The organism is Cypionkella sp. TWP1-2-1b2 (assembly GCF_049896245.1).
GTDB lineage: Bacteria > Pseudomonadota > Alphaproteobacteria > Rhodobacterales > Rhodobacteraceae > Cypionkella.
The window spans coordinates 62004-76681 of the sequence record NZ_JAFCTX010000016.1 but is presented as its reverse complement, the minus strand read 5'-3'; the positions used below and the strand labels follow the sequence as shown (position 1 = coordinate 76681).

Sequence of the window (14678 nt, the reverse complement as noted above, 5' to 3'; positions counted from 1 at the left end):
TTCAGGCTCCTAGCTTGACAGGTTGGCCGGATCGCACGCTTTCATCCGCAGCGAGGCAGATCGCCAAAGATTGCACCGCATCGTTCATATGCCGCGTCAGATCGAGGTTCTCATGGATCGCGCGCGCCACATAAGCCGCCTCACGGTCGCAGAGTTCCTGATGCCCCGGCTCATCCGCCATCGAAATATCGGTATCGCCCGTCGCCACCTTATGCACCCGCAGCAGCGAGGTCTTGGTGTGGGTGTCGATATCATCCGAGCGCGCCGAGTCCGGCATCCGAATCGAAACCGCGCCATTCGGGCTGACCACGTCTTTGACGAAAAACGCGGTGTCCGACATCATCGGCCCCCAGCCGGCCTCATACCAGCCAAGGCTACCATCAGCGAAAATCACCTGAAAATGCCCATAGTTATACATATCCTGTGCTATTTCATTGGACAGCCGCAGCCCCATGCCGCGCACCTCCACCGGGGCCGCATCGGTGATCTGGCACATCACATCGACATAATGCACGCCACAATCGACAATCGGCGGCGTGGTCTGCATCAGCGCCTTATGCACCTCCCACGTCGGGCCAGACGATTGTTGGTTCAGGTTCAGCCGGAACACATAAGGCCCGCCCAAAGCCCGCGCCTCGGCAATCAACCTGATCCAACTTGGGTGATGCCGCAGGATGTAGCCCACCACCACCTTGCGCCCGGTCTCTACCGCCATCGCCTGCACGCGGCGCGCATCGGCAACTGTGGTGGCGAGGGGTTTTTCGACAAATACATCCGCCCCCGCCGCCATCGCCGCACAGGCGTAATCGGCGTGACTGTCCGAATAGGTCGCCACGCACACCAGATCAGGCTTCAACGCCGCCAGCGCTGCCGCGTAATCCGTCAGCAGCGGATAGCCCTGCAATTCCGCAGGCAGATCAACCTTCGAGCGGTTCACCAGCCCTATGATTTCAAACGCCGGATCGTTGTGATAGGCCAAAGCATGACTGCGGCCCATATTGCCCAATCCAGCAACCAGAACTTTGATACTCATTTGACGGCTCCTGCGGTGATGCCGCGAATAAGTTGGCGCGAGAAGATCAGATACAGCACCAGCACTGGCAGGATCGCCAAACTCAGCGCCGCCAGCACGGCGTTCCAATCGGTGACAAACTGGCCGATGAACACTTGACTGCCGAGGGTGATGGTCTTGGTGCTCTCCGCCGGCGCCAAAATCAACGGGAACCACAGATCGTTCCAGATCGGGATCATGGTAAACACCGCCACCGTCGCCATCGCGGGCCGGATCAGCGGCAGCACCAGCCGGAAGAAGATGCGATACTCGGAAAGCCCATCAATCCGCCCGGCGTTTTTCAAATCATCCGACACCTGCCGCATGAATTCCGACAGGATGAACACCGCCAAAGGCAGCCCCTGCGCGGTATAGACCAGCACCAGCGCGGTTAGCGTGTTCACAAGCCCGCTCGCCACCATCAGCTGCAAAATCGCCACCGTGCCCAGCCGGATCGGGATCATGATGCCCAGAGCCAGATAGAGGCCAACCATGGTATTGCCCTTGAAGCGATACTCCGACAGCGCAAACGCCGCCATCGCGCCAAACAGCAGCACGAAGAACAGGCTCCCCACCGTCACCGTCATTGAATTCAGGAAATACTGAAAAAAATCGCCCTGTTTCAGCACGGTTTTGAAACCGACCCAATCCAAAGTTTCGGCATTGGGCAAAGCCAAAGGATGCGCAAAGATCGCCTTGCGGGATTTGAACGCGTTGATCACAATCACAAAAACCGGGAACAACGCGATCAGCGTATAGGTCAGCAGCACCGCATGGGCGGCCACGCTGCGCAGCGGTGAGTGGCGTGAGACGGACATGACCACCCCCTTAAAACTGATAGCGGCGCAGCCGCGTTTGGATCGCAAACAGATAGATGCAGACGCCAATCAGGATGATGAAGAACATCGCGGTGGCAATCGCAGCCCCCATATTCTGATCGCCCAGCTGCAGCTGAAAGCCAAAGAACGTCCGATACAGGAAAGTGCCCAGAATATCGGTGGCAAAATTCGGCCCCGCAAGCGCGCCTTGCGCTGAATAGATCAGATCGAAGGCGTTGAAATTGCCCACGAAGGTTAGGATAGAGATGATCCCGATGCTCGGCAGGATCAGCGGCAGCTTGATCTTCCAGAACTGCGACGCACCCGTAATGCCGTCCATCTCGGACGCCTCAATCACCTCCTCGGGGATGCTCAAAAGCGCCGCATAAATCAGCATCATCGGGATGCCGACAAACTGCCAGACCGAGATCAGCGCCAAAGTCGTCAGCGCATAAGCCTCTTTGCCCAGCCACGGCGCGAACAAAGATTTCAACCCCACCGCGTTCAGCAAATCCGGTGCGACCCCCCAGATCGGCGACAGCATCAGCTTCCACACAAAGCCCACCACCACGAAACTTAAAATCGTCGGGATGAAGATCGCCGTGCGGTAAAACGCAGCACCGCGCAGCCGAGGGTTCGACAGGATCGCCGCCAGCAAAATCCCAATCGGGTTCTGCACCAGCATATGCACGATGAAAAACCATGTATTGTTGCCCAACGCATTCCAGAAACTCGCCGACCAGCGCGGATCGCCGAACAGGGTGCGGAAGTTGCCCAAACCGTTGAATTGCGACACCCGATCCACCTTGGTGAACAGCGACAGATTCAGCGTCGCGAACAAGGGGATGATCATGATCGCGGTGTAAACCAGCACAGCGGGCGCCAGAAACACCAGAATATGCCAGCGGAAGGGTTTGCGGTCGGACATACGGTCAACCTTTGCGTTTGCAGGATGCGCGCCAAGCAGGGGTCCGGGGGGCGCTGTAGCCCCCCGGCGTTTTCAGTCAAACAGGCTTACTTGGCCTTTTGCGGCGCGTACCAGCTGGCAAGACCGTCTTGCAGACGGGCCGCAGCGGCTTCCGGCGTCTCGGTGCCCTTGATCACATTGGCCGAGGCATTCCAGGTCTCATTCTCAAGGTTCGGCGTGCCACGCGACAGGATCTGATAGGTCGAGCGGATCGACGACTGGCACTTGCCGCGCCACGAGACGAACTCTTGCGCCAGCGGGTCCTGCATCGTCACCGGAGTCGAATTCAGGCTGAAGAAGCCCGGCAGCGCATTGGCATACATCGTGGCGAACTCGGGCGAGCCGACCCATTCGAGAAACTTCTTCGTCTCCTCAGGATGCGCCGATTTCGCATTCATCCCCAGCGCAATATCGGTGTGATCCGAGATATAGCAGGTATCGCCCGCCGCTTGCACCGGAGGCGGGAAGGCCCCCATTTTGAACGTCGCTTGCTTGTTAAAGCCCGAAATTTCCCACGAACCGGCCGGATAAATCGCAGCGCGGCCAAGCGTGAACAGGTTCTGGCTGTCCGGGTAGGTCTGCGCTTCAAAGCCGTCGCCGAGATAATCCTTCCAGCGCGCCAGTTCGGTGAACGGAGCCACCCAATCCGCATCGGTCAGCTTCTGCGTGCCCGCGATCAGCGCCAGACGGCCTTCCTCGCCCTTCCAGTAGTTCGGCCCGATGTTGTTATAGCCCATGGTGGCCGCTTCCCACTGGTCGTTGGTGCCCATCGCCAGCGGAATATAGGTGCCATCGGCCTTGATCTTGTCCAGCGCCGCAAAGAACTCGTCATTGGTGGTCGGCACCGCGATGCCCAAAGCGTCAAACGCGTCTTTGTTGTAGATAAAGCCGTGGATCACCGAAGCCATCGGCACGCAGAACGTCGCCGCGCCATCATCGGTCTGCCAAGCCGATTTCGCCACGGGCGAGAAATTCGCCATAGCAGCCAGCCCGGTCAGATCGGCCAGATTGCCCTTTTTGTACAGCTCAAGCGAGGCATCGAACGGACGGCAGGTCACCAGATCGCCCGCCGATCCCGCATCGAGTTTCGAATTCAGCACCGCATTGTACTCCGCCGGAGCGGTCGGGGCGAATACCACCTTGATGCCCGGATTTTGCGCCTCAAACGCCGGGATGATGGTGTCTTGCCAGATCAGCACATCGTCATTGCGCCAGGATTCAATCGTCAGCGTCACGTCTTCGGCATAGGCCGCGCCCGCCATAAAAGTGCTGGCAAGCAAAGCGCCGATCAGTTTGGTCTTGGTCATGGGAATCTCCCGTTGTTGGTTAAAATTCACCGGCTTTAGCTGCCGTTTTTATAGCCCACGCGCGATCGCCGCGCGCAGATTTCCGTTTGTATCGCTCAACAAGCCCAGCGCCGCCTCAGGCGCCTGCCCCAATGCAATCAGCACCGCTGGTTTCACCGCACCCTGCGCCGCATCCAGCGCCTTTGCGGCCACCCCGGCCTCTACGCCTGCAATCCGCGCCACCATGGCAGCAGCCCGACCGCGCAGCTTTTCGTTATCCGCCACCAGCCCGACCATCATGCCATCATGCACTTGGCCCAGCCGAATTCCCATCAGCGTTGACATCATGTTCAACGCCACTTTCTGCGCCGTGCCCGCGCCCATCCGGGTCGAGCCTGCAATCACTTCCGGCGGTGTGGCCAAACAAATCGCCACATCGGCATGGTCAAACAGCTTGGTCCCAACCGCATTGGCAATCCCGATCACCTTGGCCCCCCGCGCCCGCGCCGCCTTGGCGACAGCCACAGCATAGGGTGTTGCGCCCGAGGCTGTCACCGCAATCACCACATCACCGCTGCGCAAAACCTGCGCCGCCCGCGTGCCCTCATCCGCATCATCCTCGGTATCGCCTGGCATCCGCGCATCGACGGGCAAACCACCCGCCATCAGCAGCAGCACCCGATCCGCCGAGACGCCAAACGTCCCGCCCAATTCCAACCCATCCGCCACCGCCATCAGCGCAGACGATCCCGCCCCGGCATAGACCAGCCGCCCATCGCCCCGCAAAGCGTCAGCCATCATCACCGCCGCCGCCTCAATCTGTGGCAAAACCTGCGCCACAACCTGCACTGCCGCACCTTGCGCCGCCAACAAATGCCCCAACACCGCCGCAGCGGGTAGCGTGTCCAAGCCAGTTGCGGCAGGATGCAGATGTTCAGTTGCAGGCAGCGCCATCCGAATCTCCCTCGATGCCCTCATGAGATACCTATTCAATACCTCTTGTCCAACAAAATCTTCAGAAACCGATTAATTCGCGTTTCCGCCGCCCTTTCCACCAATTTCTGAAAAGAAACCCGTTGCATTTTCTGAAAGGTATCATAATGGTATCTCTATGGCACATTCAGAACCCCTCTTGATCGGCCCCTTCTTGATCGGCATCGACGGTGGCGGCACCTCTTGCCGCGCCACGCTTTTGGCTGGCACAAACAACCGCTTTGACGTGGTCTTGGGCCCCGCCAATGTTTCCACCGATTTTGACGCAGCGCTTGGCACGATCAATGCCGCTTTGGCGCAACTGGCCGCAAATGCTGGCCTGACCATGGCAGACCTCGCCACCGCCACCGCCCACCTCGGCCTTGCTGGGGTGATGAACGCCGCCATCGCCGCCCGAGTCGCGGCTCATTTGCCCTTCTCCCATGTCTCCGTCACCGATGACCGCCCCACCACCATCGCGGGCGCTTTGGGTGAGGCTGACGGCGCGCTCGCCGCCATCGGCACCGGATCTTTCATCGGCAGGCAGGTCGCAGGTAAAATTCACGGCGTCGGCGGCTGGGGCTTTTACATCGGCGATCAAGCCTCTGGCGCGTGGCTGCTGCGCCGCTGCCTTGAAGAAGTCATGCTGTCGGTCGATGGCTTTGCGCCCCACACCGGCCTCAGCCGCGCCATCCTGCACGAACATGGCGATGATCCGGGGCAAATCGTGCTGTTCTCGCTGAACTCGCAGCCCTCAGATTACGCCCGCCTCGCCCGCGATGTCGTCGCCGCCGCCGAAGCAGGCGACCCTTTGGGCGCACGCCTGATGCAGGAAGGTGCCGCCTATATCCGCTGCGCGCTGGACGTTGTCGGCTGGAAAACCACCGAAGCGCTGTGCCTCACGGGTGGCCTTGGCCCCGCCTACGCCCGCTGGCTAGAGTTGCCCACCGTTACCGCAAAAGGCACGGCGCTGGACGGCGCACTCGCCCTCGCCGCCCGTCACGCGGGGGCCACACGATGAATGTCGCCGAATTCCTCAGCCCCGCACTGTGGCTGAACCCCGCCGCAGGCCCGCTTTATGTGCAACTGCGCAAGCGTTTGGAAAGCGGCATCGAAAGCGGCTTTCTCGCCCCCGACACGCTTTTGCCGCCGGAACGCGAGATTGCCGCGCTCACCGACACCTCCCGCGTCACCGTGCGCAAGGCGATTGCCGATCTGGTCGACAAAGGCATCGTCGTGCAAAAACAAGGCTCTGGCAGCTACATCGCGCCGCGCCAATCCCGCGTGCAGCAATCGCTTTCCCGCCTCACATCCTTCACCGAAGATATGGCGCGCCGTGGCCTGACCTCTGAATCCCGCTGGCTGGAACGCGGCCTGTTCCTGCCCACTCCCGAAGAAGTCATGGCGCTTGGCCTCGCCGCCCAAGACCGCGTTGCCCGGCTGGAACGGGTCCGTACAATCGACGGCCAACCAATGGCGATCGAGCGCGCCTCGCTGTCTACCAGCATCCTGCCCGACCCTGCTTCCGTCGAGCGTTCGCTCTATGCCACCCTCACCGCGCGCGGCCACCGCCCGGTGCGCGCCGTGCAACGCATCTCTGCCGCCAATTTGGCCAAACGCGACGCCGATCTGCTGCATGTGCCGGTGGGCGCTGCTGGCCTGCGGATTGAGCGGATTTCCTATCTCGGCTCTGGGGCCGTGGTGGAATTCACCCGCTCGATCTATCGCGGCGATGCCTATGATTTTGCAGCCGAACTTCAAATCGGCCCCGAAGACGAAGGACAAAACGCATGACCCCCAATCAAACTGATATCGCCGAAACCCATATGGCCCGCGAAGTGGCCGAAATCCCCGAAGCCACCCAGCGCTTCCTCACCCAAAGCGCAGCCCAAATCCAAGCCGCCGCGACAGCGATGCGCCAAGCCAACCCCCAGTTGATCGTCACCGTCGCGCGCGGATCATCAGACCACGCCGCGACCTACCTCAAATACGCGGTGGAACTGCTGGCAGGCATCCCGGTGGCCTCCGTCGGCCCCTCCATCGCCTCAATCTACGGCCGACCGCTGCACTTGGCCAACGCCGCCTGCATCGGTATTTCGCAATCCGGCAAAAGCCCCGACATCGTGGCGATGACCGAAGCCGCCCGCGCAGGCGGTGCCCTCACCATCGCCATCACCAACTTCGCCGATGCCCCGATGGCGCAAGCCGCCGCGCACTGCCTGCCGCTTGCCGCAGGTGAGGAGAAAAGCGTAGCCGCCACCAAAACCTTCGTCAGTTCCGTGGTCGCAGGCCTCGCCCTGCTGGCCGAATGGCAAGACGATGCCCAACTGCGTACAGCCGTGGCTGATTTGCCCCGCGCCTTCGCCGAAGCCCTCAAGCAAGACTGGTCGCCGCTTTCCAACCGATTGTCGCGCGCGCAACAAGCCTTCGTCTTGGGCCGAGGCCCCGGTTTCGCCATCGCCTCCGAAGTCGCGCTCAAATTCAAGGAAACCTGCGGGTTGCACGCCGAAGGCTATTCCGCCGCCGAGGTGCTGCATGGCCCCTCCGCCATCGTGCAAGAACGCTTCCCCGTCCTCGCCCTCGCGGTTGAGGACGCAGCCCTGCCACAAATCACCGCCACAGCCGAGCGTCTCGCCGCCCAAGGTGCCGATGTCTTCATCACCGGAGCGCCAGCCCACGGCTGCACCACCCTGCCCGCTGTGAAAGGCCTGCACCCCTTGCTCGCCCCCCTCGTCACCGGCGTCAGCTTTTACCATTTCGTCGAACACCTCGCCTGCCGCCGGGGGTTTGATCCCGACGCCCCACCGCATCTGCGCAAAGTGACGCAAACGCTATGACAAGGCTGATCCTCACCGCCCCACAGGTGTTTGACGGCAAGCATATGCGGCCCGATCATGCCGTGGTGATCGAGGCAAGCGAGATCATCGCCGTCCTGCCCATCGACCAAGCCCCCGACGGCCCGCGCCAAGACCTTCAAGGCACAATCGCCCCCGGCCTGATTGATCTGCAAGTCAACGGCGGCGCGGGGATCATGCTCGACGGCCACGCCACCGCCCAAAGCATCGCCACCATTTGCGCCGCCCACGCCCGCCTCGGTGCCACCGGCATCCTGCCCACCCTGATCACCGACACCCCCACCGCCACCACCGCCGTGATCGCCGCAGGCATCGCCGCCGCCCGCGCCAAAACCCCCGGCTTCCTTGGCCTGCATCTTGAAGGCCCCCACCTTGACCCCAAACGCCAAGGCGCGCACGACCCCGCGCTGATCCGCCCGATGACTGACACCGATCTGGCAGAACTCTGCCATGCTGCCGCCCACCTCCCCAGCCTGATGCTGACCCTCGCCCCCGCCTCTGTCACGCTCGCCCAAATCACAAAACTGACCGAAGCCGGAGCCGTGGTCTCGCTCGGCCATACCGAAGCCAGCTACGACCAGGCCAATGCCGCCACCAAAGCCGGCGCTGCTTGCGTCACCCATCTGTTCAACGCGATGTCACAACTCGGCAACCGTGCGCCCGGTCTGGTCGGTGCCGTCCTCTCCGGCAACCTGCATGCCGGGATCATCGCCGACGGCTTGCATGTACATCCCGCCACCCTGCGCACCGCCCTCGCCGCCCGCCAGGATGGCCTGTTCCTCGTCTCCGATGCCATGGCCGTCGCAGGCACCACCCTCACCGAATTCACTCTCGGCAGTCGCCGCATCCTGCGCCAAAATGGCCGCCTTCTGCTCGCCGATGGCACCCTCGCCGGAGCCGACCTCAGCCTGCCGCAAGCCATAGCCTTCCTGATCACCCAACTCGGCCAATCCCCGAGCCGGGCGCTAGCTATGGCCAGCCACATACCCGCCAGCCTGATCGGCACCAATGCTGGCACAATCCGCCCCGGCGCCCCCGCTGATCTGGTCCATTTCGATGCCAACTGGCACCTGAACGGCGTCTGGCAAAACGGCAACCGCCTGTAAGCACCCCGACCCACCAGCAGCGCCGCCGCCGCAACCCACTCAACGCAGCTTTGCCAGACTCACCCCGAATTAGCCCTTGCACCGCCCGGCACACCTCGCTAAATACCCGATTACGGAGTGCGGGCGTAGCTCAGGGGTAGAGCATAACCTTGCCAAGGTTAGGGTCGTGAGTTCGAATCTCATCGCCCGCTCCAAGATCAAAAGGCCGCTCAACCGAGCGGCTTTTTTGGTTTTCATGGGTCCGGCCTGCCGCTCAATCCAGCCAGTTCATCGTGCTAAAGCCTTCACGAAACGCAAAGCGCTCCAGATGCCGATCAATCACCGATTTCGCATCGGCACGGCTCTCATCGGCCACCTCGGCAAACCGCACCATCAGCGCCTCCGCCGTGGCGCTCACCTCTGCCACGCCCAAAGTAAACGGGATGCGGCCAGAGATTTCATCAAAGCTGACCTCAATCTTATGGGCGAAATGCTTGCACAACTGTTGCAGGTATTTCGAGGCGTTCGGAGTGGCAAAGGTTCCAACAAGCTGCATCGCAGGGTTTTCTCTGACTGTTTCGCTCAGAATATACACGCGGCCCCGACAACCACAAGCCGCCGCCGCCAAAACCCGATAAACCCCTTGCACCCCCCGGCCATATCCCCTATTTCACCCAAACCTTGAGGCGGGTGGGCAGGCAGGCTATGCGCTGGATTGCAAATCCATGTAGATCGGTTCGATTCCGATACCCGCCTCCAGGGATTTCCTGAAAAACCTGACGGCTTATCAAAGCGGTGGACGCTCGGGGCGCGGGCGAAACACTGGCAACGCCCAGTCAAAGCGAATGGCCAGAACCCGGATCAGGCAAGCCGTGGTCAGCCCCACCGCCAAGGCCGCATCGCGCGAAATACCCAGCGCCATCAGCCCAACAAACAGCACCGCGCCCACCGCCGAGGCCGACACGTAGATTTCCCGCCGCAGCAGAATCGACGGCTCTTGTCCCAGCAAATCGCGCACAATCCCGCCGAACGCCGCCGTGATCACCCCCATCACCACCGCCACCAGCGGCCCCGCCTCCGCATCCAGCCCCTTGCTGGTGCCCGCAATCGTGACCAGTGCCATGCCGAACGCATCCAGATACAGCACCATCCGGTAGCGCGAACCCAGCAGATGCGCGCTGAAATGCACCAGCCCTGCCACCGCCAGACAGACCGCGACCGGGGCCGGATCAATCACCCAGAACACCGGAACCCCCAGCAGCAGGTCGCGCAAGGTGCCGCCGCCCACGCCTGTCACCACCCCAAGCCACAGAAATCCCACGATATCCATCTGCTTGCGCGACGCGACCAGCGCCCCCGTCACCGCAAAAACCGCTGCCGCTGCCAAATCCAGCATGCGCTGTATCGACGCCTGCCAGATCTGCGCCTGCACAAGCTGGTCCTGAAACAACTGAGCAATATCTGTCACGGTCGGGCTTTCCTGATGGGGCAGTCGGATTTCATACTGTGGCGCGGGCCGCGCGATAATCACGGCACCGCCAAGGCGATACGGTTGAGACATTGGCTGAGGTCAGCCTGGCACGCAATGCCACTGCTCAGCCGCCAAAGCTTTGCCCCCGCTATCTCCAAGTAAAAGAATCAGGTTTACATTTCCTACCGTTTCGCTAGGTTATGCCGGCAAGCCTTTAGACATACGGTGCCTAGATGATCGTCTGCCACTGCCAAGCCATTTCGGATCACGACATCCGCGCCGCTGTGAATTGGATGCGCGCCTCCGATCACGATACCATCATCACGCCGGGCAAAATCTATCTTGCTTTGGGCAAGCGCGCCGATTGCGGCGGTTGCATGCCCTTGTTCCTTGACACTATGCGTCAATCTGCGAATTTTGGGGTTGCGTCGGCCGCAGTGCCGGGCCAACAGATACCGAATTTGTGCAGCGTGAAAGGAATGTCCCATGAAGGGCGACCCAAAAGTCATCGAGTATCTCAACGCGGCACTGCGGTCTGAACTGACCGCCGTCAGCCAGTATTGGCTGCACTACCGCCTGCAAGACGATTGGGGTCTGGGCCATCTGGCTGCCAAAAGCCGCGCCGAAAGCATTGAGGAAATGCATCACGCCGATCGCTTGATCACCCGGATCATCTTTCTCGAAGGCCATCCCAACCTGCAAAAGCTGGACTCGTTGCGCATCGGCCAGACCCCGCGCGAAACGCTGGAAGCCGACCTTGCCGCCGAACACGAGGCCCGCACGCTTTACATTGAGGCGCGGCGCTACTGTGATCAGGTCGGCGATTTCGTCACACGTTCGCTGTTTGACGAACTGACTGCGGATGAAGAAGGCCACATCGACTTTCTTGAAACCCAACTTGGTCTGCTGGAGCGTTTGGGCGAAGAAAAATACGCCATGCTCAACGCCAAACCCGCCGATCAGGCAGAGTAGACCGGCTAAGGGGAGGCGGTTCCGCCTCCCCTTAGCCAGCGCAAAACTCGCGCGCAACCGTGCGAAATAGTTAACAAGGTCTGAATCGGCCCCGCTTAACCCGTTGATTTTCCACAAACGGCAGCCGTGTCCTCGCGTGGACGCCTAAGCCCAATCTAGCCTAAGCCCAATCTAGCCTAAGCCCAATCTAGCGTAAGCCCAGTCCAGCACCACCTTGCCCGACTGCCCCGACCGCATCACCTCAAACCCGGTCTGAAACTCATCCACCCCAAAACGGTGCGTGATGACTTTCCGCACCTCCAACCCATTCTCCAGCATCGCGATCATCTTGTACCAGGTCTCAAAAATCTCACGCCCATAAACCCCCTTGATCGTGATCGCCTTGAACACAATCCGGCTCCAATCGACCGGAGATTTCCCCGGCGGAATCCCCAGCATCGCGATCTTGCCGCCCATCACCATGGCCTCGATCATCTGATCCAAGCCGCGCTGATTGCCCGACATCTCCATCCCCACATCAAAGCCCTGCACGATCTTCAGCCGCGCCATCACATCGCGCAGATCTTCCGAAGCCACATTCACCGGCGTCACATCCGCCACCTGAGCCGCGAGTTCCAACCGCGCCGGATTAACATCCGTGATCACCACATGCCGCGCGCCCACATGCCGCGCCACCGCCGCCGCCATGATTCCGATCGGCCCTGCGCCTGTGATCAAAACATCCTCGCCCACCAGATCGAAACTCAGCGCGGTATGCACCGCATTGCCCAGTGGATCGAGGATTGCCCCAATCTCATCATCAATCGTATCCGGCAACGGCACCACATTGAAGGCGGGCAGCCGCAGATACTCCGCAAACGCGCCAGGTTCATTCACCCCAATCCCCCGCGTCGCTGGGTCCAGATGGAACTTCCCGGCCCGCGACTGACGCGAAAGCTTGCCAATCAAATGCCCCTCGCCTGAGCAGCGCTGACCAATCGCCAACCCTTCAACCAAAGCGCCCTTCGCAACGATTTCCCCGGCAAACTCATGCCCGGTCACAAGGCCCACCGGCACCGTCCGCGCCGCCCAGTCGTCCCAGTTCCAGATATGAATATCGGTGCCGCAGATCCCGGTTTTCTTCACCTTGATCAGCACATCCTCGGGCCCAATCTCGGGCACGGCGCGCTCCTGCATCCACAGCCCAACCTCGGACTTGGCCTTGACCAAAGCTTTCATCGGATCGCCCTCACTTCCCTACCCGCCGCCTCAAACGCCGCCAGCGCGAAATCCAGATCATCGGTTGAAAGAGCCGCATTCATCTGCGTCCTGATCCGCGCCTGCCCGTGCGGCACCACCGGATAGAAAAACGCCGAAACCATCACCCCGCGCGCATCCAAAGCCCGCGCAAACGCCTGCGCAAGCGGTGCATCGCCCAGCATCACCGGCACAATCGGATGCTCTCCGGGCAACAGACGAAAGCCAATCGCCTCCAACCCCGCCCGCCAATAGGCGGCATTGTGGAACAGCTGCGCGCGCAAATCATCGGCTGCTTCAACAATATCCAGCGCCGCCAGAGCCGCCCCCACCACCGCAGGCGGCAAAGCGTTTGAGAACAGATAGGGCCGCGCGCGCTGGCGCAAAAGATCAATCATCGGCTGCGGCCCAGCGATATAGCCGCCCAAAGCCCCGCCCAAAGCTTTGCCCAAAGTTCCGGTCAAAACGTCAACCTTCACGCCCGCATGAAACGGCGTTCCCCGTCCCTGCGGCCCCATAAACCCGGTGGCATGGCAATCATCCACCATGGTCAAGGCACCGTATTTCTCTGCCAGCGCCGCAATCATCGGCAAATTCGCGAGTGTGCCATCCATCGAAAACACGCCATCGGTGGCAATCATGATGAACCGCGCGCCATCCTTCACGGCGGTCGCAAGCTGCACCTCAAGGTCCACCATGTCATTATTTGCAAAGCGGTAACGCTTGGCTTTGCACAGCCGCACGCCGTCGATGATTGACGCATGGTTAAGGCTGTCAGAGACAATCGCATCCGCCTCGCCCAAAAGCGGCTCAAACAACCCACCATTGGCATCAAAGCAGGCGGCGAACAGGATCGAATCCTCCATCCCCAGATAGCTGGCGATCCGCTGCTCCAACTGACGATGCAAATCCTGCGTGCCGCAGATGAACCGCACCGAGGCCATGCCATAGCCGTGACTGTCCATCGCCGCCTTGGCAGCATGAACCAGCCGAGCATCATCCGCCAAACCCAGATAATTATTGGCGCAAAGGTTAAGCATCTCGCGCCCCGCCACCCGCACGCGTGCGCCCTGCCCGCCCTCAATCAACCGCTCCCGTTTCATCAGCCCATCGGCCTCAATCCCGGCAAGCGTATCGCGCAAATGGTTTAGAAATCGTGTATCTGTCATGGCAGAATTTCCTCCAACTTAACGGATATAACCGCAGACCAAGATAGAAGTCAACATAACGGAAATCCATCCGCTCAAACGGATTCCATTTCACATTGGCCTAAATATCCTAGGGGTGTGGGGGCTAGCCCCCGCCCGCCTCAACTATCCTGTACAATCAGCAAAACCCGCGCAGCACCTGCCTCGGCGGCAATCGCATGATCGCGGTCCGCCGGATAACGCGCAGTATCGCCCGGCCCCAACACCTGCTCATCCTCGCCCGAGCGCACCCGGATCTGGCCTTCGATCACCGTCAGATGCTCCCGGCAGCCAGCAGAATGGGGCTCGGATTCCAGCAAGCCATTGGCCGCCAGGCGCAAATCATAAACCTCATGCTCGCCCACCGCATCGGCAGGCGACAGGATGCGGATCGTAACCCCAATACCGCGCCCACCAATCACCGGCGCCGCACCCGCGCGGACCACTTCGATCCCCACCTCGGTCCGGCCCTCCAGCAGCCCCGCGAAATCCACCTGCAAGGCCTGCGTCAGATTCCACAAGGTCGCCACAGTGGGCGAAGATTCCCCACGCTCGATCTGGCTGACCATGGATCGGCTGACACCGGATAGCTTGGCCACCGCATCAAGGCTCAGCCCCCGCGCCTTGCGCGCCTCACGCAGCGAGGCCGCCAACCTGTCATGGATATCAGACCTTGGATTCATGGCGCTACCCTGCCTAGACAGAAGCCATCCGTCAACGCCCCAACCCGTACCACGCCGATTTCCGCGCGGAAATCGTGCCCGGAATTCGCGCGAAT

16 protein-coding genes and 2 tRNA genes are annotated in these 14678 nt (G+C 61.1%); 8 read left to right on the top strand and 10 right to left on the bottom strand.

The window, feature by feature from the left end:
• Position 1: 1 nt before the first annotated feature.
• The 5 genes from ACP7AP_RS12510 to ACP7AP_RS12490 form a co-directional block, all read right to left on the bottom strand.
• Positions 2-1033 carry a Gfo/Idh/MocA family protein gene (locus ACP7AP_RS12510; protein ID WP_426034539.1) on the bottom strand — a complete coding sequence of 344 codons (1032 nt, stop codon included), beginning with the start codon at positions 1031-1033 and terminating at the stop codon, positions 2-4.
• Positions 1030-1869 carry a carbohydrate ABC transporter permease gene (locus ACP7AP_RS12505; protein ID WP_426034538.1) on the bottom strand — a complete coding sequence of 280 codons (840 nt, stop codon included), beginning with the start codon at positions 1867-1869 and terminating at the stop codon, positions 1030-1032. Before ACP7AP_RS12505 ends, ACP7AP_RS12510 begins: the two co-directional genes overlap by 4 nt.
• A 10-nt stretch (positions 1870-1879) precedes the next feature.
• Complete coding sequence (locus tag ACP7AP_RS12500) at positions 1880-2797, bottom strand: carbohydrate ABC transporter permease (RefSeq protein ID WP_426034537.1); 918 nt, start codon at positions 2795-2797, stop codon at positions 1880-1882.
• Positions 2798-2883: 86 nt separating this feature from the next.
• On the bottom strand, positions 2884-4143 hold the full coding sequence (locus tag ACP7AP_RS12495) for an ABC transporter substrate-binding protein (RefSeq protein ID WP_426034536.1): 1260 nt from the start codon (positions 4141-4143) through the stop codon (positions 2884-2886).
• Between the two features lie 48 nt (positions 4144-4191).
• Positions 4192-5076: an N-acetylmuramic acid 6-phosphate etherase gene (locus ACP7AP_RS12490; RefSeq protein ID WP_426034535.1), complete on the bottom strand. Its 885-nt coding sequence runs from the start codon at positions 5074-5076 to the stop codon at positions 4192-4194.
• Positions 5077-5233: 157 nt separating this feature from the next.
• On the opposite strand from ACP7AP_RS12490, the gene ACP7AP_RS12485 reads away from it, so the two are divergent.
• The 5 genes from ACP7AP_RS12485 to ACP7AP_RS12465 all read left to right on the top strand — a co-directional run bounded on the left by ACP7AP_RS12485 (position 5234) and on the right by ACP7AP_RS12465 (position 9249).
• Complete coding sequence (locus ACP7AP_RS12485) at positions 5234-6115, top strand: BadF/BadG/BcrA/BcrD ATPase family protein (RefSeq protein WP_426034534.1); 882 nt, start codon at positions 5234-5236, stop codon at positions 6113-6115.
• Complete coding sequence (locus ACP7AP_RS12480) at positions 6112-6888, top strand: GntR family transcriptional regulator (protein ID WP_426034533.1); 777 nt, start codon at positions 6112-6114, stop codon at positions 6886-6888. The genes ACP7AP_RS12485 and ACP7AP_RS12480 overlap by 4 nt, the downstream gene beginning before the upstream one ends.
• Entirely contained in the window at positions 6885-7931 is a 1047-nt protein-coding gene (locus tag ACP7AP_RS12475) for an SIS domain-containing protein (RefSeq protein WP_426034532.1), read from the top strand. Before ACP7AP_RS12480 ends, ACP7AP_RS12475 begins: the two co-directional genes overlap by 4 nt.
• A complete protein-coding gene (gene nagA / locus ACP7AP_RS12470; protein WP_426034531.1) occupies positions 7928-9055 on the top strand; it encodes an N-acetylglucosamine-6-phosphate deacetylase in 1128 nt (375 codons plus the stop codon). The genes ACP7AP_RS12475 and nagA overlap by 4 nt, the downstream gene beginning before the upstream one ends.
• Before the next feature lie 119 nt (positions 9056-9174).
• Positions 9175-9249, top strand: a tRNA-Gly gene (locus tag ACP7AP_RS12465).
• Between the two features lie 59 nt (positions 9250-9308).
• Here the strand turns inward: ACP7AP_RS12465 and ACP7AP_RS12460 are convergent.
• Positions 9309-9590 (bottom strand): DUF2218 domain-containing protein, encoded by a 282-nt coding sequence (locus ACP7AP_RS12460; protein ID WP_426034530.1) that lies wholly within the window; start codon positions 9588-9590, stop codon positions 9309-9311.
• 129 nt (positions 9591-9719) lie between these two features.
• Between ACP7AP_RS12460 and ACP7AP_RS12455 the strand changes: the two genes are divergently transcribed.
• Positions 9720-9793, top strand: a tRNA-Cys gene (locus ACP7AP_RS12455).
• Between the two features lie 28 nt (positions 9794-9821).
• Here ACP7AP_RS12455 and ACP7AP_RS12450 read toward each other — a convergent pair.
• Positions 9822-10502 (bottom strand): trimeric intracellular cation channel family protein, encoded by a 681-nt coding sequence (locus ACP7AP_RS12450; RefSeq protein WP_426034529.1) that lies wholly within the window; start codon positions 10500-10502, stop codon positions 9822-9824.
• Positions 10503-10738: 236 nt separating this feature from the next.
• Here ACP7AP_RS12450 and ACP7AP_RS12445 point away from each other — a divergent pair, with 236 nt between their 5' ends.
• Positions 10739-11044 carry a (2Fe-2S)-binding protein gene (locus tag ACP7AP_RS12445; protein ID WP_426034528.1) on the top strand — a complete coding sequence of 102 codons (306 nt, stop codon included), beginning with the start codon at positions 10739-10741 and terminating at the stop codon, positions 11042-11044.
• Positions 10992-11477, top strand: a complete 486-nt coding sequence (gene bfr, locus ACP7AP_RS12440; protein ID WP_426034527.1) for a bacterioferritin — start codon at positions 10992-10994, stop codon at positions 11475-11477. The genes ACP7AP_RS12445 and bfr overlap by 53 nt, the downstream gene beginning before the upstream one ends.
• A 171-nt stretch (positions 11478-11648) precedes the next feature.
• Here the strand turns inward: bfr and tdh are convergent, their stop codons facing one another.
• The 3 genes from tdh to ACP7AP_RS12425 form a co-directional block, all read right to left on the bottom strand.
• Positions 11649-12695 carry an L-threonine 3-dehydrogenase gene (gene tdh, locus ACP7AP_RS12435; protein ID WP_426034526.1) on the bottom strand — a complete coding sequence of 349 codons (1047 nt, stop codon included), beginning with the start codon at positions 12693-12695 and terminating at the stop codon, positions 11649-11651.
• A complete protein-coding gene (locus tag ACP7AP_RS12430) occupies positions 12692-13882 on the bottom strand; it encodes a glycine C-acetyltransferase (protein ID WP_426034525.1) in 1191 nt (396 codons plus the stop codon). Before ACP7AP_RS12430 ends, tdh begins: the two co-directional genes overlap by 4 nt.
• A 140-nt stretch (positions 13883-14022) precedes the next feature.
• On the bottom strand, positions 14023-14583 hold the full coding sequence (locus tag ACP7AP_RS12425) for a helix-turn-helix domain-containing protein (protein WP_426034524.1): 561 nt from the start codon (positions 14581-14583) through the stop codon (positions 14023-14025).
• Between the last annotated feature and the right edge of the window lie 95 nt (positions 14584-14678).